This window comes from Leucobacter chromiireducens (assembly GCF_003917135.1).
GTDB classification, from domain to species: Bacteria; Actinomycetota; Actinomycetes; order Actinomycetales; family Microbacteriaceae; genus Leucobacter; species Leucobacter chromiireducens_A.
Window position 1 is genome coordinate 62,253 of sequence record NZ_RPDI01000014.1, and the last position, 22,823, is coordinate 85,075.

A 22,823-nucleotide genomic window follows, 5' to 3' on the forward strand; every position below is an offset into this window, starting at 1 on the left:
TCTGTCTGTCGCCGCGCTTAGATCGCGTGCAGCGGCTTGCCTGCGAGCTTCAGCATGGTCTCGCCAATGGTCTCGTTCTGCGTGGGGTGCCCGTGCACAAACGGCGCAACGTCCTCGGGGTACGCCTCCCAGTTGACGATGAGCTGCGCTTCGCCGACGAGCTCACCCACGCGCGCGCCGATCATGTGCACCCCAACGACGGGGCCGTCGACCACGCGCACGGCCTTGACGGAGCCCGCGGTGCCCAGGATCGAGCTCTTCGCGTTGCCCGCGAGGTTGTACTCGTAGCTCGTCACGTTCTCCGCGCCGTACTTCTCGACGGCCTTCGCCTCGGTGAGGCCAACCGACGCGATCTCGGGGTCGCAGTAGGTCACCTTCGGGATATTCACGTCTTCGACGATCACCGGGTTCAGGCCGGCGATCTCCTCTGCGACGAACACGCCCTGCTGGTAGCCGCGGTGGGCGAGCTGCAGGCCGGGGACGATGTCGCCGACGGCGTACACGCCGGGGACATTCGTCGCGAGGCGCTCGTTCGTGAGCACGAAGCCGCGATCCATCTGGATTCCGACCTCTTCGTAGCCGAGCCCCTGCGTCGAGGGGCCGCGCCCCACAGCGACGAGCAGGTAGTCGGCCGTCAGCACAGTGCCGTCCTCGAGGTTCACCGTGACGCTGGAAGCGTCCTGCGTGACCGACTGGAAGCGCACGCCGAGCTTGAAGTCGATCTTCCGCTTGCGGAACGCGCGCTCCAGCTGCTTCGAGACCGACTCCTCCTCGTTGGGAACGAGGTGGGGGAGCCCCTCAACGATCGTCACGTCCGCGCCGAACGAGCGCCACACGCTCGCGAACTCCACGCCGATCACGCCGCCGCCGAGGATGATGACCTTTGCGGGCACCTCCTGCAGTTCGAGTGCGTGCTCGCTCGTGATCACGCGGCCGCCGATCTCGAGGCCGGGCAGCGAGCGAGAGTAGGAGCCGGTCGCCAGCACGACGTGTGTGCCGATGACGCGATCAGCGCCCACCTGCACCGTGTTCGCGGCGACGAGCTTGCCTTCGCCCTCGATGACGGTGATCTTGTTGGCCTTGAGGAGGCCCTGGAGGCCCTTGTGCTTGCCAGCGACGAGGTTCTCGCGGTAGCTGTTCACCTTCGCGATGTCGATGCCCGCGACGCTCGAGAGAATGCCGTAGGTCTCGCCCTCACGCGCAACGTCCGCGACCTCCGCCGCGTGCAGGAGCGCCTTCGTCGGCACGCAGCCGCGGTGCAAACAGGTGCCGCCGAGCTTGTCTTTCTCAATAACTGCTGCGGTGAGCCCGAGCTGCGTCGCGCGGATCGCTGTGGCGTATCCGGCGCTGCCGCCGCCCAGGACGACGATGTCAAACTGCTGATCGGCCAAGTGGGATCTCCCTCGGTGTGTGCGCAATAGAGGTGGTCGCCCGCTCGTGCGCGGGCAGTCCTTGCCCCACCCTACACCCGCTGGCGCACGTTCTGCGGGGAGTACACACGGTGTGCGGTGGTCCGAATCCCGCGCGTCGTGCACGCGCGTCGGCGACGCTCCCGATCGGACCTCGTGGGAATACGGGTTTCGCTGCTGGCGTGACGATTTCTCCCCGCGAAAACACGCGCGTTCGTAGGATGGAAGCGTGACCGAATCAATCTTCTCCGCCGAGTACGCCGAACGCCGCGCGAGCGTTCCGCGCGGCCTGCCGCTGATCATCGCGATGCAGGGACTCAGCGACGCCGGCGGAGCGGTGGCCCAGCTGGAGGAGTACCTCTGGCGCAACTACCAGCCGGAAGAGATCGTCCGCTTCAACGCCGACATGCTGCTCGACTACCGCGCTCGGCGGCCCGTGATCACGTTCGACGAGGATCACTTCGTCGACTATTCGCCAGAGGAGCTCAGCCTCTCGATTGCCCGAGACGAGTTCGGCGCGCCGTTCCTCCTGCTCAGCGGGTTCGAGCCCGACTTCCGCTGGGACCACTTCATCGACACGGTGCTGCTGCTCGTGCACGAGTTCGAGGTGTCGATCACGGTCTGGTCGCACGCGATCCCGATGCCGGTGCCGCACACCCGTCCGCTCTCGCTCACGGTGAGCGGCTCGCGTGATGACCTCATCGAGGCGCGTTCGGTGTGGCGCCCGAAGACGAAGATCTCGGCGTCTGCCGCGCACGTCCTCGAGTACCGCCTGCACAGCCTCGGCGAGGAGGTGGCCGGCTTCGCGCTGCTGATCCCGCACTACCTCGCGAACACCGAGTACCCTGAGGCGCTCCGCGTCGCGCTCGACAGCATCATGGCGGCAACGGGGCTGATTCTCGCCACGGACGAGGTCCGCGAGTCGGCGCGCCGCTTCGAGGCACAGCTCGACGCGCAGCTCGCGGACAACGAGGAGTCGCTCGAGATGGTGCACACCCTTGAGCGGCGATACGACGCCTATATGGAGGACCAGTCGACGCGCTCTCCGCTCATGAGCGAGGACGGCACGATCCCGACGGCCGATCAGATCGCGAGCGAGCTGGAGCGCTTCCTCGCCGAGCAGCAACGCGCTGGCGGCGACGAGGATTCGAGCGATGGTCCGACGCGGTAGCGGCGGGGCAGTATCCGGCGCGCGGCCTCGCTTGTCAACTACGCGAGCGCTGTCGTGCTAAAATGGACGCACCAACCCATTCAATCCGGTGCGGTTTCTTCGGCGAAGAAAACGACCGGGCTTGACATGGGTTTTCATGCTGTGAGCACGTGTCGGGACGCCTCGGCACCACAGCGCGGCATTCGATAGAGAGAGGCGGCTGCGTGGCAACTGCATCCACCCCCAAGACTCGCGCGACGACGAAGGCGGCTTCCGCCGAGTCCGAGGCCGAGTCGACCGATCATCAGGCCGACGAGGCGCAGGGCACGGCAGCAGCGGCAACGAAGCGCGCTGCATCGTCGACCCGCTCCGAGGCGGCGAAGAAGGCGGCAGCCACGCGCGCCGCGAACAAGGCGGCGGCCGAGGCTGCCGGCACCGACGCTGGCGAGACTGACGGTGAGGCAACGCCCGCCGCATCGAAGAAGCCTGCGGCAAAGAAGGCGACGACCAAGCGCGCCGCGGCGAAGGCGGCGGCCGACATCGACGTCGACGACGTGGACGACGAGGCGGCCGAGCACATCGAGGAGGAGAAGCCGGCTCCGGCTCCCACCACCCCGCTGCCCCGCGGCGCCATCGTGCTGAAGGCCGGTGAGGAAGAGGACGTACCGACGGTCACGACCGCGATCCCCGGCGCCACCGCCGACCCGGTCAAGGACTACCTGAAGCAGATCGGCAAGGTCGCGCTCCTCAACGCTGCTGAGGAGGTCGAGCTGGCAATGCGCATCGAGGCCGGCCTGTTCGCCGAGGAGAAGCTCGCCACCGAGCAGGGCCTGCCCAAGAAGCTGGAGCGCGAGCTCAAGTGGGTGGCCCGTGATGGGCAGCGCGCGAAGAGCCACCTGCTCGGCGCCAACCTCCGACTCGTGGTGTCGCTCGCGAAGCGCTACACGGGGCGCGGCATGCAGTTCCTCGATCTCATCCAGGAGGGCAACCTCGGTCTGATTCGTGCGGTCGAGAAGTTCGACTATACGAAGGGCTTCAAGTTCTCCACCTATGCGACCTGGTGGATCCGCCAGGCGATCACGCGCGCGATGGCTGATCAGGCGCGCACGATCCGCATCCCCGTGCACATGGTCGAGGTCATCAACAAGCTGGCGCGCGTGCAGCGCCAGATGCTGCAGGACCTCGGCCGCGAGCCCACCCCCGAGGAGCTGAGCCGCGAGCTCGATATGACCCCCGAGAAGGTCATCGAGGTGCAGAAGTACGGCCGCGAGCCGATCTCGCTGCACACCCCGCTCGGCGAGGACGGCGACAGCGAGTTCGGCGACCTCATCGAGGACACCGAGGCCGTGGTTCCCGCCGACGCCGTTGGCTTCACGATGCTGCAGCAGCAGCTGGAGCAGCTGCTCGACTCGCTGTCGGAGCGCGAGGCCGGTGTGATCCGCATGCGCTTCGGCCTCGGCGACGGCATGCCGAAGACGCTCGACCAGATCGGCGACACCTTCGGCGTGACGCGTGAGCGGATCCGCCAGATCGAGTCGAAGACGATGGCGAAGCTGCGCCACCCCTCGCGCAGCCAGCAGCTGCGCGACTACCTCGAGTAAGCCGCTCGGCGAACACACGAGAACGGGCCAGGGAGTATCTCCCTGGCCCGTTCTGTGTTCTGGCCCGTTCCGTGGTTTCGGCGGCCTACGCGTTCAGCTTGTGGCTCTCGTCGTGCCAGACCTCAGCCATGGGGCGAAGCTTGGCCTCGTGCTTGTGGGCGTGGTGTCCGCAGAACAGCAGCTCGCTGCCGCTCAGCGTGACGCGCACGTACGCCTGTGCGCCGCAGCTGTCGCAGCGGTCGAGCGCGCTGAGCGGGCGATCCGCGGCATCGATCGTGTCCGTACGATCCTGCTCGATAGTCGTCATGGCGACCTCCCGTCCATCTCAGGTGACTTTCCACTCTATCCAAACACGTCGTGCTCCAATTCACCCGCTCGCGCCGCTCAGGTTCGCTGACCGCGTAGCATCCGGCCCGGCTTTGGCACTCGCCGGGGGCCCTGCGCGCGAGTGTCGGTGGGGTGCCCTAGTGTGGGGGAGTCAACTGAGAGAAGGGGTCCCTGCACGTGGCCACTGACCGAGCATCGCAGGCAGCTGAGTCGAACTATTCAGCTCGCCACCTCACCGTCCTCGAGGGGCTCGAGGCGGTCCGCAAGCGCCCAGGCATGTACATCGGCACGACCGATTCGCGCGGGCTCATGCACTGCCTCTGGGAGATCATCGACAACTCCGTCGACGAGGCGCTCGCCGGCCACGGGGACGAGATCGGGATCCGCTTGCACGCCGACGGCAGTGTGACGGTCACCGACAACGGTCGCGGTATCCCCGTCGACGTTGAGCCGAAGAGCGGTCTTTCCGGTGTCGAGCTCGTGTTCACGAAGCTGCACGCCGGCGGCAAGTTCGGCGGCGGGGGATACGCCTCCTCTGGCGGCCTCCACGGCGTCGGCGCTTCGGTGGTCAACGCGCTGTCCTCCCGGCTCGACGTCGAGGTCGACCGCGACGGCAAGACCTGGGCGATGTCGTTCCGGCACGGCGAGCCGGGCACGTTCGCCGGCGAGGGGCCCGACAGCCCGTTCACCCCCTTCGAGCAGTCTTCCGAATTGCGGGTCGTCGGCAAGGTGAAGAAGGGCCTCACCGGCACGCGCGTGCGCTACTGGGCCGACCCGCAGATCTTCCTGCCGACCGCGCAGTTCGAGCCGGATTCCCTGGTGGCGCGCGCGCGACAGACCGCGTTCCTGGTGCCAGGGCTCGGGATCGAGATCACGGATGAGCGCCCGGATTCGCTGACCGAGGACGGTGTCGCGCCCGTGCACCGCTTCGCGTATGAGGGCGGCATCTCGGAGTTCGTCGACTACCTCGCGGCCGACGCGGCCCTCACGGACACTTGGCGCGTCACCGACTCCGGCTCGTTCCGCGAGACGGTGCCCGTCATGGACGAGGAGACGGGACACCTGGTGTCGCGCGAGGTGGAGCGCGAGTGCGAGGTGGACGTCGCGCTGCGCTGGGGCACCGGCTACGACACCGTAGTGCAGAGTTTCGTGAACATCATCGCGACGCCGAAGGGTGGCACGCACCTTGCCGGCTTCGAGCAGGGCCTCACGAAGTTCTTCCGCAAGCAGATTGAGCAGAACGCCCGCAAGCTGAAGGCGGGCAGCGACAAGCCGGAGAAGGACGACATCCTCACGGGGCTCACCGCGGTGGTCACCGTGCGCGTGCCCGAGCCGCAGTTCGAGGGGCAGACGAAGGAGGTGCTCGGCACGGCTGCCGTGCGCCAGATCGTCACGCGCGCCATCGTGTCGGGGCTCACCGCGCGCTACGAGTCGTCGAAGAAGCAGGACAAGGCGCAGACCGGGGCCCTGCTCGAGAAGATGGTCTCGGAGATGAAGGCGCGCATCGCGCTCCGTGCCCAGCGCGACACCGCGCGGCGGAAGAGCTCACTCGAGAGCTCGTCCCTGCCAGCCAAGCTCATCGACTGCCGGTCGAAGAACGTGGCCGAGACCGAGATCTTCATCGTGGAGGGCGACAGCGCGCTCGGCACCGCGCGCCCCGCGCGCGACAGCGAGTTCCAGGCGCTCCTCCCGATCCGCGGCAAGATCCTCAACGTGCAGAAGGCATCCGTCGCCGAGATGCTCAGCAACGCGGAGTGCGGCGCGATCATCAAGGTGATCGGTGCCGGATCGGGCCGCGACTTCGACCTGGAGTCGGCGCGCTACGGCAAGGTGATCCTCATGAGCGACGCCGACGTCGACGGCGCGCACATCCGCACCCTGCTCCTCACGCTGTTCTTCCGCTACATGCGCCCCATGCTCGAGGCCGGGCGCGTCTACGCCGCGGTGCCGCCGCTGCACCGCGTGATCGTGCAGAACGCGGGGCGCAAGCCGAACGACGTGATCTACACGTACAGCGAGCGGGAGCTCAACGCGCTCCTCGCCGACCTCCGGAAGCGCAACAAGAAGTACCAGGAGCCCATTCAGCGCTACAAGGGTCTCGGCGAGATGGACGCCGACCAGCTGGCGGAGACCACCATGGATCGGGACCACCGCACCCTGCGCCGCGTGCGCGTCGAGGATGCGCACGCCGCGTCCCAGGTGTTCGAGCTCCTGATGGGGAACGACGTTGCCCCGCGCAAGGAGTTCATCGTCGAGAACGCGGACGACCTCGATCGGGATCGCATCGACGCGTAGCGGGGCCCCGGGCGGGGCGCTCCGCGCCCGGCCCACGCACGACTTGCGGCGAGTGTGATCCGGAACGGTACTCCGATTCCGGATCACACTCGCCGCAAGTGCGTAGGCGCGGGATCAGCGCTGGCGCGAGCGCTGATCAGCCTGAGGCCTGGCGCCCCTACGAGGCCAGGCCGACGAAGGCCGCCGCGCCGTCGATCGGTGTGCCCGAGCCGTCGCGCTTGCCGAGCTCCTCCGGCAGCTTCCGTGCGGTGCCGTCTGCGGCCAGCGCACGCGCGTCTCCGACGCCCACCCATGCGCAGGCGATCTGGTCCTCCCACTTCAGGAAGCGCTGAATCCGCACGCCGCCGGTGGCGCGCCCCTTCGCGGGGATCTCAGCCCAGTCGGTGATCTTCGCGGTGGCAACGTCGGTGCCCGGCAGCGTGATCGAGCTGTCGGCAACGGTAACGACGCGGGCGTCAGCGTCGTCGGGCACCGCGGCTGCGAACACGACGCGCGCGTCGGCGCCGAGCCGGATGCCGGCCATTCCGCCCGCCGGGCGGCCCTGCGGACGGACGGACGCCGCGTCGAAGCGCAGGAGCTGCGCGTCGCTCGTCACCGCGGCGAACTCCGAGCCGTCCGGAGCCGGGAAGATGCCGACGAGCTGGTCGCCGGCCTTCAGCCCGATCACCTCGAAGCTGGGCTTCGCCGGCAGCTCGGTGAGCAGCACACGCTTCACGGTGCCCTGCTGCGTGAACATGCCAATCGGCGTGTCGGTGTCGATCGGCACGATGCCGACCACGCGCAGCTTCTTGTCCGTGATCCCGAGGTACTCGGTGAGCTTCACGCCGGCTGAGAACGCGATGCTCGCGGTCGGCACGACGGGGAGATCAACGGGGGTGAAGCGGTGCAGCGTGCCGTCGTTCAGCACGGCCCCGAGCTCCCCGCGTACGGTCCCGTCAACGCTCGCCAGGATCGCGCCGTGCTTCGTCGCGCGCGAGGGCCCGCGCGGCGCGTCGACCGCTTCGGGGTCGCGCTCGATCCGCAGGGTGCGCCCGGTCACGGAGAGCAGCACGGTGCATGGCGCATCCGCGACCTCGAGCGAGGCCGACGCCGCGGCTGCGCGGGTGGGGCGGATCACGGCACCGGTGAGCAGCGTGCGGCGCGGGGTGCCCCAGGCCGTTGCGGCCTGATCCAACTCGTCCGAAACGACGCCGCGGAGGCGCTCCTCGCTGCCGAGGATCTCGAGCAGCTGCGCGATCTCGGCGGTCAGCTCATCGCGCTCGGCCTCGAGCTCCACGCGGGAGAACTTCGTCAGCCGGCGCAGCCGCAGCTCGAGAATGTACTCGGCCTGCAGCTCGGACAGGTCGAACACCTGCATGAGGCGGGACCGCGCGGTCTCCGCGTCATCGCTCGTGCGAATGAGCTGGATGACCTCGTCGATGTCGAGGATCGCGATGAGCAGGCCCTCGACGAGGTGCAGGCGGTCGCGGCGCTTGCCGAGGCGGTACTCGGTGCGGCGGGTGATCACGGACAGACGATGATCGAGGAAGACGCGCAGCATCTCGCGCAGGCCGAGCGTCTGCGGCTGCCCGTTGACGAGCGCAACGGAGTTGATGCTGAACGAGTCCTCGAGCGGGGTGTAGCGGTAGAGCTGCTCGAGCACCGCCTCGGGCGCGAAACCCGTCTTCAGTGTGATGACGAGGCGGAGCCCGTTCTTGCGGTCCGTGAGGTCGGCGACGTCCGAGATGCCGGACAGCTTCTTCGCCTCAACGCCCTGCTTGATCTTCTCGATGACCCGCTCGGGGCCGACGAGGTAGGGGAGCTCGGTAACGACGAGGCCAGTGCGGCGGGGGCCGAGCTGCTCGACGGCCACCTTCGCGCGCGTGCGGAACGCGCCGCGCCCGGTGCGGTAGGCGTCCTTCACGCCGTCCAGCCCGACGATCGTGCCGCCGCCGGGGAGATCCGGCCCGGGGATGAACTCCATGAGTTCGTCCACCGTGGCCTCGGGGTGGTGCAGCAGGTGCTTCGCGCCGTCGACCACCTCGATGAGGTTGTGCGGTGCGAGGTTCGTCGCCATGCCGACGGCGATGCCGCTCGCGCCGTTGACGAGCAGGTTCGGCACCGCGGAGGGCAGCACGTCGGGCTGCATGATCTGGTTGTCGTAGTTCGGCACGAAGTCGACGACGTCCTCGTCGAGCGACTCGGTCATCGCGAGCGCGGCGCCCGCGAGGCGCGCCTCCGTGTACCGCGACGCGGCCGGGCCGTCGTCGAGCGAGCCGAAGTTGCCGTGACCGTCGACGAGCGGCAGGCGCATGGCGAAGCCCTGGGCCATGCGCACGAGCGCGTCGTAGATCGACGAGTCGCCGTGCGGGTGCAGCTTGCCCATCACCTCGCCGACGACGCGTGCCGACTTCACGTGCCCCTTCTCGGGCCGAAGCCCCATGTCGGTCATCATGAAGAGGATGCGGCGCTGCACGGGTTTCAGGCCATCGCGCGCATCGGGAAGCGCGCGGGAATAGATCACTGAATAGGCGTACTCAAGGAACGAACCCTCCATCTCTTCCGAGATGTCGATGTCCTCGATGCGTTCGCCGGCGATCTCGTGTGGGGCTCCGGACGATTCGGTCATAATGGTCAATATGCTACCGATTGCCGCCGACAACGGCGCGAGGCTTGCCGCGATTCTGCCAAGCGGTTTGGCCGCCATCGCCCGTGGTCAGGGCAAGGATCCGCGGCTCGCCCTCGCGCGCGCGAGCGCGCCGGCCGAGTTCGCCGACCTCGACCCCAGCCTCGTCCCCGAGCTGCGCGCGTTCGTGCTCATCGTGGTCGACGGCCTCGGCTCCGCGAACCTCGGCGCGCGAAAGGGCCACGCGCCCACGCTCGCCGGGCTCCAGCAGCGCAGGATCGAGACCGTTGCGCCGTCCACCACCGGTGCGGCGCTCACTGCCCTCACCACGGGGCGGCTGCCCGGCGAGCACGGACTTGCCGGCTACCGGATCCGGCACCCCGAGTACGGCATCCGCACGACGCTGAGCGAGTGGGAGGGGATCGCGGACGTGCGCTCCTGGCAGCTCGCCGAGCCGCTCTTCGCGCAGGCGCGCGAGCTCGGCGCCCGCTCCGTCGTGATCGGCCGCCCGGCGCACGCCGACGGCGGGCTGACGCGCGCGATCCTGAGCGGGGCCGACTACCTCGCGGGTCAGCGCATCGAGGATCGCTTCGCGCTCGCCTCCCAGGCGCTCCGCCCCGCGGGTCGCGCCCCGGGGGCGCCGGGCGAACCGGTCCTCATCTACCTGTACGTGGACGAGCTCGACCGCGCGGCGCACGAGCACGGCTGGGAGAGCAGCGAGTGGGTGCGCAGGCTTGAGCAACTCGACGCTGCGCTGGGCGATCTGCTCCGCACCCTGCCTGGCGGCGTCGGCGTCGCGGTCACCGCCGATCACGGAATCATCGACGTGCCCGTCGCGCAGCACGTGCTCCTCGACACCGTGCCAGGGCTCCTCGACGGGGTCGTCGAGGTCGGCGGCGAGCCGCGCTTCCGCGCGCTCTATCTCGCGGAGAACGGGGCGGAGGCGGATCCCGCGCTGGTGGATCGGGTGCGCGAGCGCATCGCCGCCGCCGAGGGGGACCGTGCCTGGGTGTTCACCCGCGACGAGGCGATCGAGGCCGGACTCTTCGGGCCGGTCGCGCCCAGCGTGACCGCGCGACTCGGCGACCTGTTCGTCGCCGCGCGCAAGCGCGTCGCGTACTACCTCAGCACGGACACGCCTGCTGCGCGCTCACTCGTTGGCCAGCACGGCTCGTTCAGCGAGGACGAGCGCGGCGTGCCGCTCGCCCTCGGCGGCGCGCTCGCGGGCACCGGTTTCGCGGCACTCGTTGCGCGCGTCGCCGCTGCGCGGAACGCGGCGCTCGGCCGCTAGTTCGGGTCCTCGTCGCTGCGCGTGCCGAAGAGGATGTCGTCCCAGCTCGGGATCGAGGCGCGGCCCTTCTTGCCGCCCTTCTCGGGCTCCGGGGCCGGCCGCGCGGCGAGCCCAATGCTCGGCAGAGACGGCCGACCCGTGCGGGCCACCGGCGCGGTGTCGTGCTGATCCTGGTCGTCGGGGGATGCGGTGTCGGTCGCTCCGGAGTCTGGTGAGCCGCCGGCTCCGGTCTCCCGCGCGCCGCCATCTGCTGGGCGTGCCGGGGTCTCCCCGGCGCCCGGCGCATCGTGCGGGGTCGCTGGGCGGAGGGGCGGCGCTGAGCCGCTCACGCCGCTCGCACCCCAGATGCTCCGAGGCGCCGCCTGCGGCTGCGAGCTCTGCGCGCTCGGCGCGGGGCCGGCTTCGGTGTCCGAGTCAGCGTCGCTCGTGGCCGGCACCTCGCGCGCGGCCTCGAGGGAGTCGATGTCGGCCTGCGCCGCGGCCCGGTTCGCCTCGTCACGCTCGCCGCGGCGGCGGCGCAGGGCGTCAAGGAGATCGGCGGTCTGGCTGAGGTCGATCGGCTCTGTCTCGTGCGTCTTGATGGCGCGCTGATCGATCTCGCGCTTGCGCTCGTAGTCGGCGTCGACGTCGAGCTCGGAGCTCCCAGCGCCGAGGGTGCGCTCGTGCTGCGCGGACGAGGCCTGCGCGGACGCGTCCGGTGTGTGCTCGTCCTGCGTGTCGGCCGCGTCGTCCTCCGTGCGGAGCGCGGCCGCGTCAAACGCACCAGAGTCAAACTTCGATGCGCCGTCGTTGCCGCCGACCGCGCGGAGCTTCGGGATGAGCCGATCGCCGACGTCGCCCTGCTTCGAGAGCGTCACGGCGTCGGGGGTGACGGGGGAGAGGCCGCCCTTGCGGTGATCGAACGCCCACACCGCGCGGTGTGCGACGTCGCGGGAGATGAACTCGAGGCTGACCATCCATCCGGTCTCCTCGTCGCGCCAGGATTCCCACTCGCTGGCTTCTGCGCCGAGCGAGACGAGACGATCGGCGATCACCGAGCCGAAGTGCTGGTCGGCGTCGCTGTGCGAATCGGCGCGCACCGGAACGGCGTGCGCGCGCTCGAGGATGTAGCGACGCTCGGCGAGCACGGGCTCCTCGTAGCGCTCGATGTCCGATTCCTCGAGGCCGGTGGCCTCCATCACCTGCGCGCGGGTCTTGCCCGCGCGGATCAGCGACTGGATCTCGCGGGGGCGCACCTTGGTGGCGTCCCGCTCGCGGCGACTGAGGCTGCGCAGTTCGCTGAGCACCGCGTCGTCCACCACCAGCCGGAATTCCTGGTCGGCAGCGTTCGCAACGATCAGTGTCTGATCCTCACGTCGCACAAAGCGCAGTTCGTCCATCGGCGCATCCCTTCCTCGCTCGCGAACCAGGGTGGCACACGGACGGGGCGAGGGGCGACATTGCTGCGGCGCGTGGGAAAGATTCGTTCGTCGACGCGTGCGCGGCGGCTCCCGCGCAGATCAGCGCTGAGTACGCGCACAGAGAACTCCAAGGCTCAGAGTTTGCGCGAAAGGGGAATCGTACGGCAGACTGTGGCCGCTCGAAGGTTGAGGTGCCGAAGCGCGGCACAAGATTGCAGGAGAGAATGGCCACCGATTACGACGCCCCCCGGAAGTCCGAAGAAGAAGCCGACTCCATTGAGGCCCTGAAGGAACGCGGCCCAGCGAAGGGTGCGTCCGGGCTCGACTCGGAGGATGCGGACAACCCGAGTTTTGACCTGGGTGGCTCGGATCTCTCTGACGTTGAGCTCGACGTTGTCGTGCTGCCCCAGCAGGACGATGAGTTCACCTGCGTGAGCTGCTTCCTCGTGCGGCACCGCTCACAGATGGACCACCAGACGGACCTCGGTCCGATCTGCGCGGAGTGCGCGGCCTAACACGGTCACGCGTTTCGGGCACAGACGACGTCGGGCCCGGCACCACCGATCTGGTGGTGCCGGGCCCGACGCGTGTGTTCCCCGCTCGACGCGGCAGCGCTACGCCGCCTGGGCCGAGCGAATCGTGTCGGCGAGCTTCTGCGGGTGGCGCGTGGTGATGATCCACACGGGCGCCGGGTCGTTCGGGTCGATGTTCTCGATCCGGATCCCGCGGTTCACCCAGCCGCGCACGAGCAGGTAACTGCGGGCGTCGAGCCCCGGGCCGATCGCCGCGCGCAGCCGGCTCGCGCCGAGGAGCTCGATCTCGCCGAGCTGGGACACCGGGATGGAGGCGTGCCCCGCCACCAGCGTGCCCCCGGAGACCCGGATGGTCGGGGAGAGCAGGATCAGGGTGACCGCCGCGATGAGGTAGGCGATGATGCCGGCCGGGATCGCCGCGGCGGCGTTGATCGGCGTCGCGATCAGCGCGACGGCCGGGGCCAGCAGCAGCAGCGCCGTGAACATGCCAGGACCGGGGATGAGACGCTCCCGATACTCGGCGGAGCTCTGGGCAGCGGAAGCCGCGGGAACCGCGGCGGCGTCACTCGTCATGCCCCCATTATCGCGCGTTCACCTGCGCGCTCCGTGTGCGCGCGAGCGCGACACATGTGCATCCGATAGCCTGGCCGGGTGAGCGATGTCGTAGAGATTCCACTTCTGGCCGAGCAGGCGCCCCGCTATGCGCACGCCGACGATGCCGGTGCGGACCTGATGGCCGCGGAGGCCGTGACCCTGGGCCCCGGTGAGCGTGCGCTCATCGGCACGGGCGTCTCGATCGCGCTGCCGACGGGCTACGCCGCGTTCGTGGTGCCGCGCAGCGGCCTCGCCGCGAAGCACGGCATCACCGTGGTGAACTCACCGGGCACCGTCGACGCCGGCTACCGGGGCGAGATCAAGGTCACTCTGCTCAACACCGATCGGGAGCACCCGTTCGAGGTCGCGGTGGGGGATCGGATCGCTCAGGTGATCATCATGCCGGTCTCACGTGCTGTGTTCGTTCCGGTGTCCGAGCTGCCCGACAGCGCGCGCGGGGCGAACGGCTTCGGTTCAACGGGCGTGAGCTCGGCGGGCGCTAGCTCGGCGGGCGCCCAGCCCTAGCCGCAGTCGGCACGCACCGGCACCACCAACGGACCACCCCACACTTTCTGCACGACGAGGGAACGAAACAGCATGAGCGAGAAGCCAGACACCCAGGACGCCGAGCGCGAGGCCGCGCAGGCTGCCGATTCCGCGGACGCGGTTGAGCTGCACGAGAGCGCAGGCGAGGAGCTCGACGAGAGCAAGTCCGCGCCGAGCGACCGCGAGGCCGCCGGCCCGTTCGACGCCGCAGAGGTCCCCGCGATGCGACCCTACGTCGATCTGGGTGGCATCAAGGTCGCCCCGCGTGAGGGCCTCCAGCTGCGCCTCGAGGTCGACGAGCGCGCGAACCGCGTCGTCGCGGTCTCGCTCGAGTACGCCGAGTCGCTGCTCCAGCTGCAGGCCTTCGCCGCGCCGAAGACCACCGGCCTGTGGCACGGCGTGCGCCGCGAGCTCACGCAGCAGATGGCAGCGCAGGGCGCCAGCGCGGTCGAGGAGGACGGTCCGCTCGGACCGGAGCTCGTCGTGCAGACGCCCGTCCCCGCCGAGCAGGGCGGCGGCACGCGTGCCGCGCGCTTCGTTGCGGTCGACGGCCCGCGCTGGATGCTGCGCGGCGTCATCATGGGGAAGGCGGCGGACGACGCTGCCGCACGCGAGCGCGTGATCGATCTGTTCCGCGAGGTCGTCGTCGTGCGCGGCGATCAGCCGATGCCGCCGAGCGAGCTGCTCCCGCTGCGCGTCCCTGCCGGCGTCCAGGCGCAGCGCCAGGACGGCGCGGCCGCGCAGGTGCAGGCCGCCGCGCCCGAGGGCGGAACCCAGCCCGCGTGAGCCAGGCGGAGGAGCCCAGCCCGCAGGACGCGCCCGATGCGCAGCCAGCACCCGGAGCGCAGCCGGAGCCCGGAGCACAGCCCGCGGACAGCGCGCGGCCCACGCCCGACGTGCGCAGCCTCGGCGGCATGGCGCGCGCGGTGCAGGCCGGCGCGGCAGGCGAGGAGCTGACCGCGCAGAGCTTGCTCGCGGCGATCGGCGGCTGGCGCGGCGTCGCGGAGACCCTCGTGCCGAGCCTGCTGTTCCTGGGGATCTACGTTCCGACGCAGGACGCGCGACTCGCCGCACTGATCCCCGGCGTGCTCGCGGTGCTCCTCTTCGTGCTGCGCCTCGTACGCCGGGAAACCCCGGTCGCGGCGCTCTCCGGCATGCTCGGCGTGGGCATCGCGGTCGTGATCACCCTGATCACCGGCCGTGGAGTCGACTACTTCGTCTGGGGCTTCGTCGTGAACGCGGCGTGGTCGCTCGGGCTGCTCATCTCGCTACTCGTCGGGTGGCCGGCGATCGGGCTCGCCATTGGCTTTGCGCGCGGGAACTTCAAGACCTGGCGCCACGAGCTTCGGCTGCGACGTGCGGCGACCCTGCTCACGCTGCTCTGGCTTGCGCTCTTCGTCGCGCGACTCGCCGTGCAGCTGCCGATGTACCTCGGCGAGCACGTCGCGGCGCTCGGCACAGCGCGAATTGTGATGGGGACGCCCCTCTTCGCCGCCGTCATCGTGGTGACGTGGTACGTGGTGCGGCGCGTGACGAAATCATCAGATGATTCCAGGCCCGATATCGTTGACAACACAGGGCACAACGCCCCGCCGGAGTGAGCGCGAGCCGCTGCATTTCGGTGTAGAGTTATCTTGACATCGAGATAAATTGGAGGAGCCTCATGGGAGCCGTCAACAGCTTCGACGCGAAGAGCACCCTCGCCGTCGGCGAGCGGGAGTACGAGATCTACCGGATCGATCAGGTCCCGGGTCACGAGCGTCTGCCGTACAGCCTGAAGGTACTGCTCGAGAACCTGCTCCGCACGGAGGATGGCGCCAACGTCACCCGCGCGCACATTGAGGCTCTCGGCAACTGGGATCCGTCGGCCGAGCCCGACACGGAGATCCAGTTCACGCCCGCGCGCGTGATCATGCAGGACTTCACCGGCGTGCCCTGCGTCGTCGACCTCGCCACCATGCGCGAGGCCGTCGTCGACCTGGGTGGCACGCCCGACAAGATCAACCCGCTGGCTCCCGCTGAGATGGTCATCGACCACTCGGTCATCTCCGATGTGTACGGCACCGCAGGCGCGGCCGCGCGCAACGTCGAGATCGAGTACCAGCGCAACGGCGAGCGCTACCAGTTCCTCCGCTGGGGCCAGGGCGCGTTCGACGAGTTCAAGGTCGTCCCGCCGGGGACCGGCATCGTGCACCAGGTCAACATTGAGTACCTCGCGCGCGTCACCTTCACCCGCGAGGTGAACGGCGCTCTGCAGGCGTACCCCGACACCTGTGTCGGCACCGACTCGCACACCACGATGGAGAACGGTCTCGGCGTGCTCGGCTGGGGCGTCGGCGGCATCGAGGCGGAGGCCGCCATGCTCGGCCAGCCCATCTCCATGCTGATCCCGCGCGTCGTTGGGTTCAAGCTCTCGGGCAAGATCCCCGCCGGCGTCACCGCGACCGACGTCGTGCTCACCATCACGCAGATGCTGCGCCAGCACGGCGTGGTCGGCAAGTTCGTCGAGTTCTACGGCGAGGGCGTCGGCTCGGTGCCGCTCGCGAACCGCGCGACGATCGGCAACATGAGCCCCGAGTTCGGCTCGACCGCGGCAATGTTCCCGGTCGACGACGTGACGCTCGACTACCTGCGCCTCACCGGCCGCAGCGAGGAGCAGATCGAGCTCATCAAGGCGTACACGCAGGAGCAGGGCATGTGGCACAACCCCGCCGTTGAGCCCTCCTTCAGCGAGTACCTTGAGCTGGACCTCGGCACGGTGGTGTCCTCGATCGCCGGCCCGAAGCGCCCGCAGGATCGCATCGAGCTGACCGCCGCGAAGACGCAGTTCGAGAGCGACCTCAAGAACTACGCCGCCGCCGCGAACCCGGCGAAGGTGAAGGATCAGGCTGGCAACGAGTTCGAGCTGGATCACGGCGCGGTCACCCTCGCGTCGATCACCTCCTGCACGAACACCTCGAACCCCTCGGTGATGCTCGCCGCTGGCGTGCTGGCTCGGAACGCGGTCGCAAAGGGCCTGAAGGCGCAGCCGTGGGTGAAGACCACGCTGGCTCCCGGCTCGAAGGTGGTCACCGACTACTACGAGAAGTCGGGTCTCAACCAGGATCTCGAGGCGCTGGGCTTCTACACGGTGGGCTACGGCTGCGTGACCTGCATCGGCAACTCGGGTCCCCTCAATGAGGAGATCTCCCAGGCGGTCAACGAGAACGATCTCGCGGTCACCGCGGTGCTCTCGGGCAACCGGAACTTCGAGGGCCGCATCAACCCGGACATCAAGATGAACTACCTCGCGAGCCCGCCGCTCGTGATCGCGTACTCGCTTGCCGGCACGATGGACTTCGACTTCGAGACCCAGGCGCTCGGGCAGGATCAGGACGGCAACGACGTCTTCCTCCGCGACATCTGGCCGGACCCCACCGAGGTGCAGAAGATCGCCGACGCGTCGATCGACTCGGACATGTTCGAGTCGAAGTACGCAACGGTCTTCGACGGCGATGAGCACTGGACGTCGCTGCCCACCCCGGACGGCAACACCTTCGCGTGGGACGAGAAGTCGACCTACGTGCGCAAGGCGCCGTACTTCGAAGGCATGACGCTCGAGACCGTCCCCGTCACCGACATCTCGGGTGCCCGCGTGCTCGCGAAGCTCGGCGACTCGGTGACGACCGACCACATCAGCCCCGCCGGTAGCTTCCGCGCGGAGACGCCCGCTGGTCAGTACCTCATCGAGAACGGCATCGCCGTGCGCGACTTCAACACCTACGGCTCGCGCCGTGGCAACCACGAGGTCATGATCCGCGGCACCTTCGCGAACATCCGCCTGCGGAACCAGCTGCTCGCCGCCGAGAACGACGGCGCTGGCGTCGAGGGTGGCTTCACCCGCGACTTCACGCTCGAGGGTGGCCCCAAGTCGTACATCTACGACGCGTCGCAGAACTACCAGGCGGCCGGCGTGCCGCTCGTGGTGCTCGGCGGCAAGGAGTACGGCTCCGGCTCGTCGCGCGACTGGGCGGCAAAGGGTACCAGCCTCCTCGGCGTGAAGGCGGTCATCACGGAGAGCTTCGAGCGCATCCACCGCTCGAACCTCATCGGTATGGGCGTGCTTCCGCTGCAGTTCCCCGCTGGCGAGAGCGCAGATTCGCTCGGCCTGGACGGCACGGAGCGCTTCGACATCGTCGGCGTCACCGCGCTGAACGAGGGCGTCACCCCGAAGACGGTCGCCGTCACCGCGACGAAGGAGGACGGCACCGCCGTCAGCTTCGACGCGGTCGTGCGTATCGACACCCCGGGTGAGGCGGACTACTACCGCAACGGCGGCATCCTGCAGTACGTGCTGCGCTCGCTGGTCTAGTCCCCGCCGTCTCCTGAGACAGCGACGGAGCCCCGCACGATGTACTCGTGCGGGGCTCCGCGCGTTTCCTCACGCTTGAGCGCCCGCGCGCTGGATGGCCTCGGGGCCAGCCACTCGGCGGGTAGACTGAGTGGATGCTCCGTCACGCGCGACGGACAGAAGGGGAGGTATGCGGGTGGCGATCCTGGATGGAATCGACGGTCCACGCGATCTCGATCACCTCACCCCGGACGAGTGTCGAACGCTCGCCGCCGAGATCCGCGAGTTCCTCATCGCCGAAGTCGCCAAGACGGGCGGTCACCTCGGCCCCAATCTGGGTGTCGTGGAGCTGACGATCGCCATGCACCGCGTGTTTGAGTCCCCGCGGGACCCCATCGTGTTCGACACCGGGCACCAGAGCTACGTGCACAAGCTCCTCACCGGCCGCAAGGACTTCTCGCTGCTACGCCGGCGCGGTGGCCTCGCGGGGTACCCGCAGCGCGCGGAGTCCGAGCACGACATCGTCGAGAGCTCCCACGCGTCGAGCTCGCTGAGCTGGGCCGACGGCATCTCGCGCGCGTTCGCGCGCACCGGCCAGGAGGATCGCCACGTCGTGGCACTCGTCGGAGACGGCGCGCTGACCGGGGGCATGACCTGGGAGGCGCTCAACAACATCACCGATGACAACGATCGCAATCTCGTCATCGTGGTGAACGACAACGGTCGTTCGTACGCGCCGACCATCGGCGGCATGGCCCGGTTCCTGAACTCCGTGCGGTCGAAGGACACCTACCGGGATCTGCAGGAGGGGAGCGAGAAACTCTTCTCGCGCTTTGGCCGCCCCGGCCGCACGATCTACCGCGGTGCGCGCGGTGCGCTGCACGGCTTCCTCAGCCGCGCGAGCAACAACGACCACCTCTACTCCAACCTCGACATCAAGTACCTCGGCCCGGTGGACGGCCACGACCTCACCGCCGTCGAGGAGGTGCTGCGCCAAGCCAAGGGCTACGGGCGCCCCACCCTCGTGCACGTGATCACCGAGAAGGGCCGCGGCTACGCACCGGCCGAGAACGATGCGGCGGATCAGTTCCACTCGGTCGGGCAGATCAACCCGGGTAACGGCGAGCCGGTCGCCGTCTCCAACGGGCCGAGCTGGACCGGGGTGTTCCGCGACCGAATCGTCGAACTCGCTGACGCGGACGAGCGCATCGTCGGCATCACCGCCGCCATGCTCGCTCCGACGGGGCTCGACGCGCTCGCCGAACGGCACCCTGCCCGCGTCTACGACGTGGGGATCGCGGAGCAGCACGCGGTCACGAGCGCCGCAGGCCTCGCATACGGGGGCCTGCACCCCGTGGTGGCGATCTATGCGACCTTCATGAATCGGGCCTTCGATCAGCTCCTCATGGACGTGGCGCTACACCGGGCCGGCGTGACTTTCGTGCTCGATCGCGCCGGGCTCACCGGCCCGGACGGCGCGAGCCACAACGGCGTGTGGGACCTCGCGACGCTGCAGATCGTGCCCGGCATTCGCATCGCGTCGCCGCGCGACGAGGCGACGCTCCGCGAGCTGCTGGGGGAGGCCGTCGCCATCACCGACGGGCCGACCGTGATCCGCTACCCGAAGGGCTCGGTCGGCGCCGCGCTCCCCGCCGTGCGGCGCACCGAGGACGGGGTCGACGTGCTGCGCGAGGTGCCCCCGGAGGCGAACGAGCGCGATGTGCTGTTCGTCACCGTCGGGCCGATGGCGCACATCGCGCTCGAGGCCTCGGATCTGCTCGCCGCGCAGGGCATCTCCTCGACGGTGATCGATCCCCGTTGGGTGGTGCCCGTCGCCGATTCGGTGGTCGAGCTGGCGCGCGCGCATCGAATCGTGATCAGCGTGGAGGACGGCATCCGCGTCGGCGGGATCGGCACGCGAATTCGGCAGGCGCTCCGCGACGCGGAGGTCGACACTGCCGTGAGCGAGCTGGGGACGCCCGACGAGTTTCTGCTGCACGCGAGCCGGGACGAGCTGCTGCACGACGCGGGGCTCACCGCCGCGCAGATCGCGGCCGACGTCTCCGCGCAGGTGCGCGGCGTGAAGATCCCGATCGCGCGCCCCGACCGCGCAGGCTAGGCGTTCGCGGGGGACCCGGGTGCGCACGCCCGTCGTGAGCCTCGCTCAAGGTTCTCGTGCGCGCACTCACGTTGGAGGAGCGGGGAACGCAACTTTGTAGCGTGAGGGCATGACTTCGACGCCCTCCCCGCCCCACTCCAGCACCGCAGACCGCACCCCGCCCGACCCGCTCGCGCCGGCGCAGCTCGGGCCGATCACGCTGCGCAACCGCATCATCAAGTCTGCGACGTTTGAGGGTGCGACACCGAACGATCTGGTGAGCGACGAGCTGATCGAGTATCACGCAGCTCCGGCGCGTGGCGGCGTGGGGATGACGACGGTCGCGTATCTGGCGACCTCGCCCGAGGGGCGCACGAGTGGCGATCAGATCTACTGGCGACCGGCGGCGTTGCCTGGCCTGCGCAGGCTCACCGAGGAGATCCACAAGACGGGTGCGAAGGTGTCGGCGCAGATCGGGCATGCTGGCCCGGTGGCGGATCCGTCGTCGACGGGGCATCCGTCGCTCGCGCCGAGCCGTTCGATCAACATGCTGGGCTTGCGTCCGAACCGGGTGGCGCGGCTCGAGGATCTGCAGCGGATCACGCGTCAGCACGCGGAGGCGGCGCGCATGGCGCGGGATGTGGGGTTCGACGCGGTCGAGATTCACCTGGGGCACAACTACCTCGCGAGCTCGTTCCTGTCGCCGGGACTGAACCGCAGGAAGGACGCGTATGGCGGCTCGCTGGCGAACCGCGCGCGCCTCGCACGCGAGCTGCTGGTCTCGGTGCGGGAGGCAGTGGGCGACGATGTCGCGGTGATCGCGAAGCTCAACATTGAGGACGGCTCGTCTCGCGGCATCCAGATCGAGGAGTCGCTCGAGACGGCACGCATGATCGAGTTGGATGGCACGCTCGACGCGCTGGAACTCACGGGCGGCTCGAGCCTGCTGAACCCGATGTATCTCTTCACGGGTGATGTCCCGGTGCGCGAGTTTGCGGCGGCGCAGCATAATCCGCTGTTGCGGCTGGGGCTCGGGGTGTTCGGGTCGCTCTTCCTGCGGAAGTATCGCTTCCGTCCGCTCTACTTCCTGGAGCAGGCGCGCCAGTTCCAGCGTGAGCTGAAGACGCCACTGATCCTGCTCGGTGGTGTGACCGACCGGGAGGGGATGGATCGGGCGATGGCGGAGGGCTTCTCGTTCGTAGCGATGGGGCGCGCGCTGCTCCGCGAGCCGGACTTGATTGCGCAGATCTCGCACAATCCCGCGAAGCGCTCGCTCTGCATTCACTGCAATCGGTGCATGCCGACGATCTACTCGGGGACGCGCTGCACGGAGATTCCGCGGCCCGCGCTGGGCGCGAACGCCGTCACCGCCGGGGCGTAGCTGCTCGCGCTGGGTGTGGCGGTCAGGTGGCGGTCAGAAGGGCATTGTGTTGGGGTCGCCCGAGGTGCCAGCGGGCTTCGCAGCATCCGCTGCATCCGGAGCATCCGAGGCATCTGGGGTGTCTGGTGTTGGCCTGTGGAACCTGACCCGGCTGGGCGGGGTATCGGTATGCGTGCGCCCGGTCGGGCTGCGCCAGCGCATCACCCCGCGAGGGTCCTGGGTGAGGTCCCAGTCCGTGTGGTGTTTCAGGGTGTGATGCCCCCGACACAGGTGTGCGAGGTTCGTGGTAGAGGTTGCGCCGCCGTCTGCGGCAGCGACCGTGTGATCGATATCGCAGTGCGCGAGAGGTACCCGGCAGCCCGGGAACCTGCAGTGCAAGTCTCTCGCGCCGAGGAAGCGGCGCATCGCCGCGCTGGGCCGATACCGCCCCACACTGAGCACCTCCCCACCAGTTGACACGGTGACGTGTTCCCACGTGTCCGTGTGCGCGAGATACGGGCGGATAGCGTGTGTCGTCATCGGGCCGGACCCGACAAGCTCCGCCACACCCAAGGCGGGGACCGTGCCGGCCTGATCGCTTCCGGGGCCTGGGGTACCCGGGCTGGTGTCTGGGGTGTGTGGGGGTGCGGTGACGATGAGTTGGATGCGCGCGCTCACGGCCTCTGCCGGGGACCCCGCACGGAGCGCGAACGGGTCCCCCGAAAGGAGGAGATCGCGCAGCACGTCAACGCGGGCCTGGTCCCGACTCCTCCGCCTACTGCGCGAGCTGCGCGCAGCAAGGAGGCCTGGGGCATCGGGGGCGCCTGAGGTGTCTGGGGCATCGGTGGTGCTTGGGGTGTCTGGGGTGCCCGGGCGGGCGGGTGTGGTGGTGCGTTCGGCGGACTTCGCGAGCCTGGTCAACCGGTCCTTGATCGCGTGCGCCTCGATCGCGGGCATACGCGCGACCAGGTCCGACATGCCATCCTCCCGATCCCACACCCACACCCGCCGCTCACACCCCACAGAAGCAACCGTGCTGCTCTCCGTGCCAGTGCTGGTGTCGGCATCACCGGGCACGCCCGCGCCCGTGCTAGTGCCAGCGCCTGCCGTGCCTGCGCCCGCCTCCGTGCCGCCTGCCGTGCCGGCCGGGGCGGCGTCCGGGGCCTGGAGCTGCACGGCGAGTTCCCGCGCGTAGCGCCGCGCGACCGGCCGCAACCGCTCCGGCGTGTACTCCAACGCACGCCCCAACACCGCCGCCTCGTACTCCCCACGCACCCCAACCAC

General features: G+C 69.3%; 17 protein-coding genes. 11 read left to right on the plus strand and 6 right to left on the minus strand.

Annotated features, from left to right (window positions below; genetic code table 11):
- Positions 1–17 precede the first annotated feature (17 nt).
- Entirely contained in the window at positions 18–1,391 is a 1,374-nt protein-coding gene (gene lpdA / locus EGM46_RS08550; protein ID WP_125099735.1) for a dihydrolipoyl dehydrogenase, read from the minus strand.
- A gap of 247 nt (positions 1,392–1,638) precedes the next feature.
- On the opposite strand from lpdA, the gene EGM46_RS08555 reads away from it, so the two are divergent.
- Positions 1,639–2,580, plus strand: a complete 942-nt coding sequence (locus tag EGM46_RS08555) for a proteasome assembly chaperone family protein (protein WP_206427542.1) — start codon at positions 1,639–1,641, stop codon at positions 2,578–2,580.
- 203 nt (positions 2,581–2,783) lie between these two features.
- Positions 2,784–4,160, plus strand: coding sequence for an RNA polymerase sigma factor (locus EGM46_RS08560; protein ID WP_125099736.1), 1,377 nt, complete (start codon positions 2,784–2,786; stop codon positions 4,158–4,160).
- An 85-nt stretch (positions 4,161–4,245) separates the two neighbouring features.
- Here EGM46_RS08560 and EGM46_RS08565 read toward each other — a convergent pair whose 3' ends face one another.
- Positions 4,246–4,467 carry a DUF7455 domain-containing protein gene (locus EGM46_RS08565; protein ID WP_125099737.1) on the minus strand — a complete coding sequence of 74 codons (222 nt, stop codon included), beginning with the start codon at positions 4,465–4,467 and terminating at the stop codon, positions 4,246–4,248.
- Between the two features lie 197 nt (positions 4,468–4,664).
- Here EGM46_RS08565 and EGM46_RS08570 point away from each other — a divergent pair, with 197 nt between their 5' ends.
- Positions 4,665–6,782, plus strand: coding sequence for a DNA gyrase/topoisomerase IV subunit B (locus tag EGM46_RS08570; protein WP_125099738.1), 2,118 nt, complete (start codon positions 4,665–4,667; stop codon positions 6,780–6,782).
- Between the two features lie 157 nt (positions 6,783–6,939).
- Here the strand turns inward: EGM46_RS08570 and EGM46_RS08575 are convergent, their stop codons facing one another.
- Positions 6,940–9,390 (minus strand): DNA gyrase/topoisomerase IV subunit A, encoded by a 2,451-nt coding sequence (locus EGM46_RS08575; RefSeq protein ID WP_125099739.1) that lies wholly within the window; start codon positions 9,388–9,390, stop codon positions 6,940–6,942.
- Between the two features lie 10 nt (positions 9,391–9,400).
- On the opposite strand from EGM46_RS08575, the gene EGM46_RS08580 reads away from it, so the two are divergent.
- Positions 9,401–10,678: an alkaline phosphatase family protein gene (locus EGM46_RS08580; protein ID WP_125099755.1), complete on the plus strand. Its 1,278-nt coding sequence runs from the start codon at positions 9,401–9,403 to the stop codon at positions 10,676–10,678.
- Here the strand turns inward: EGM46_RS08580 and sepH are convergent.
- On the minus strand, positions 10,675–12,057 hold the full coding sequence (gene sepH, locus EGM46_RS08585) for a septation protein SepH (protein ID WP_125099740.1): 1,383 nt from the start codon (positions 12,055–12,057) through the stop codon (positions 10,675–10,677). The two genes, EGM46_RS08580 and sepH, sit on opposite strands and share 4 nt — an antisense overlap.
- Positions 12,058–12,302: 245 nt before the next feature.
- On the opposite strand from sepH, the gene EGM46_RS08590 reads away from it, so the two are divergent.
- Entirely contained in the window at positions 12,303–12,593 is a 291-nt protein-coding gene (locus EGM46_RS08590; RefSeq protein ID WP_125099741.1) for a DUF4193 domain-containing protein, read from the plus strand.
- Positions 12,594–12,692: 99 nt separating this feature from the next.
- Here EGM46_RS08590 and EGM46_RS08595 read toward each other — a convergent pair whose 3' ends face one another.
- On the minus strand, positions 12,693–13,184 hold the full coding sequence (locus EGM46_RS08595) for a DUF3093 domain-containing protein (RefSeq protein ID WP_125099742.1): 492 nt from the start codon (positions 13,182–13,184) through the stop codon (positions 12,693–12,695).
- 78 nt (positions 13,185–13,262) lie between these two features.
- On the opposite strand from EGM46_RS08595, the gene dut reads away from it, so the two are divergent.
- The 6 genes from dut (at position 13,263) to EGM46_RS08625 (ending at position 21,560) form a co-directional block, all read left to right on the plus strand.
- Complete coding sequence (dut, locus tag EGM46_RS08600) at positions 13,263–13,730, plus strand: dUTP diphosphatase (protein ID WP_125099743.1); 468 nt, start codon at positions 13,263–13,265, stop codon at positions 13,728–13,730.
- Positions 13,731–13,802: 72 nt separating this feature from the next.
- The gene (locus EGM46_RS08605; protein WP_125099744.1) at positions 13,803–14,537 is read left to right on the plus strand and encodes a DUF3710 domain-containing protein; all 735 of its coding nucleotides are present in this window, start codon (positions 13,803–13,805) and stop codon (positions 14,535–14,537) included.
- Entirely contained in the window at positions 14,534–15,352 is an 819-nt protein-coding gene (locus EGM46_RS08610) for a DUF3159 domain-containing protein (RefSeq protein WP_125099745.1), read from the plus strand. The genes EGM46_RS08605 and EGM46_RS08610 overlap by 4 nt, the downstream gene beginning before the upstream one ends.
- A gap of 62 nt (positions 15,353–15,414) precedes the next feature.
- Positions 15,415–18,102 (plus strand): aconitate hydratase AcnA, encoded by a 2,688-nt coding sequence (gene acnA / locus EGM46_RS08615; RefSeq protein WP_125099746.1) that lies wholly within the window; start codon positions 15,415–15,417, stop codon positions 18,100–18,102.
- A 175-nt stretch (positions 18,103–18,277) separates the two neighbouring features.
- Positions 18,278–20,200, plus strand: a complete 1,923-nt coding sequence (gene dxs / locus EGM46_RS08620; protein ID WP_125099756.1) for a 1-deoxy-D-xylulose-5-phosphate synthase — start codon at positions 18,278–18,280, stop codon at positions 20,198–20,200.
- Between the two features lie 109 nt (positions 20,201–20,309).
- Positions 20,310–21,560 (plus strand): NADH:flavin oxidoreductase, encoded by a 1,251-nt coding sequence (locus tag EGM46_RS08625; protein WP_125099747.1) that lies wholly within the window; start codon positions 20,310–20,312, stop codon positions 21,558–21,560.
- 33 nt (positions 21,561–21,593) lie between these two features.
- Here the strand turns inward: EGM46_RS08625 and EGM46_RS15195 are convergent, their stop codons facing one another.
- A complete protein-coding gene (locus tag EGM46_RS15195; RefSeq protein ID WP_125099748.1) occupies positions 21,594–22,823 on the minus strand; it encodes an HNH endonuclease signature motif containing protein in 1,230 nt (409 codons plus the stop codon).

Coding starts and splice junctions, on each gene's coding strand:
- EGM46_RS08575 (WP_125099739.1), bottom strand. CDS start 9,390: ATGACCGAATCGTCCGGAGCCCCACACGAGATCGCCGGCGAACGCATC.
- EGM46_RS08595 (WP_125099742.1), bottom strand. CDS start 13,184: ATGACGAGTGACGCCGCCGCGGTTCCCGCGGCTTCCGCTGCCCAGAGC.
- acnA (WP_125099746.1), top strand. CDS start 15,415: ATGGGAGCCGTCAACAGCTTCGACGCGAAGAGCACCCTCGCCGTCGGC.
- EGM46_RS08590 (WP_125099741.1), top strand. CDS start 12,303: ATGGCCACCGATTACGACGCCCCCCGGAAGTCCGAAGAAGAAGCCGAC.
- EGM46_RS08580 (WP_125099755.1), top strand. CDS start 9,401: ATGCTACCGATTGCCGCCGACAACGGCGCGAGGCTTGCCGCGATTCTG.
- EGM46_RS08625 (WP_125099747.1), top strand. CDS start 20,310: ATGACTTCGACGCCCTCCCCGCCCCACTCCAGCACCGCAGACCGCACC.
- sepH (WP_125099740.1), bottom strand. CDS start 12,057: ATGGACGAACTGCGCTTTGTGCGACGTGAGGATCAGACACTGATCGTT.
- EGM46_RS08565 (WP_125099737.1), bottom strand. CDS start 4,467: ATGACGACTATCGAGCAGGATCGTACGGACACGATCGATGCCGCGGAT.
- EGM46_RS08605 (WP_125099744.1), top strand. CDS start 13,803: ATGAGCGAGAAGCCAGACACCCAGGACGCCGAGCGCGAGGCCGCGCAG.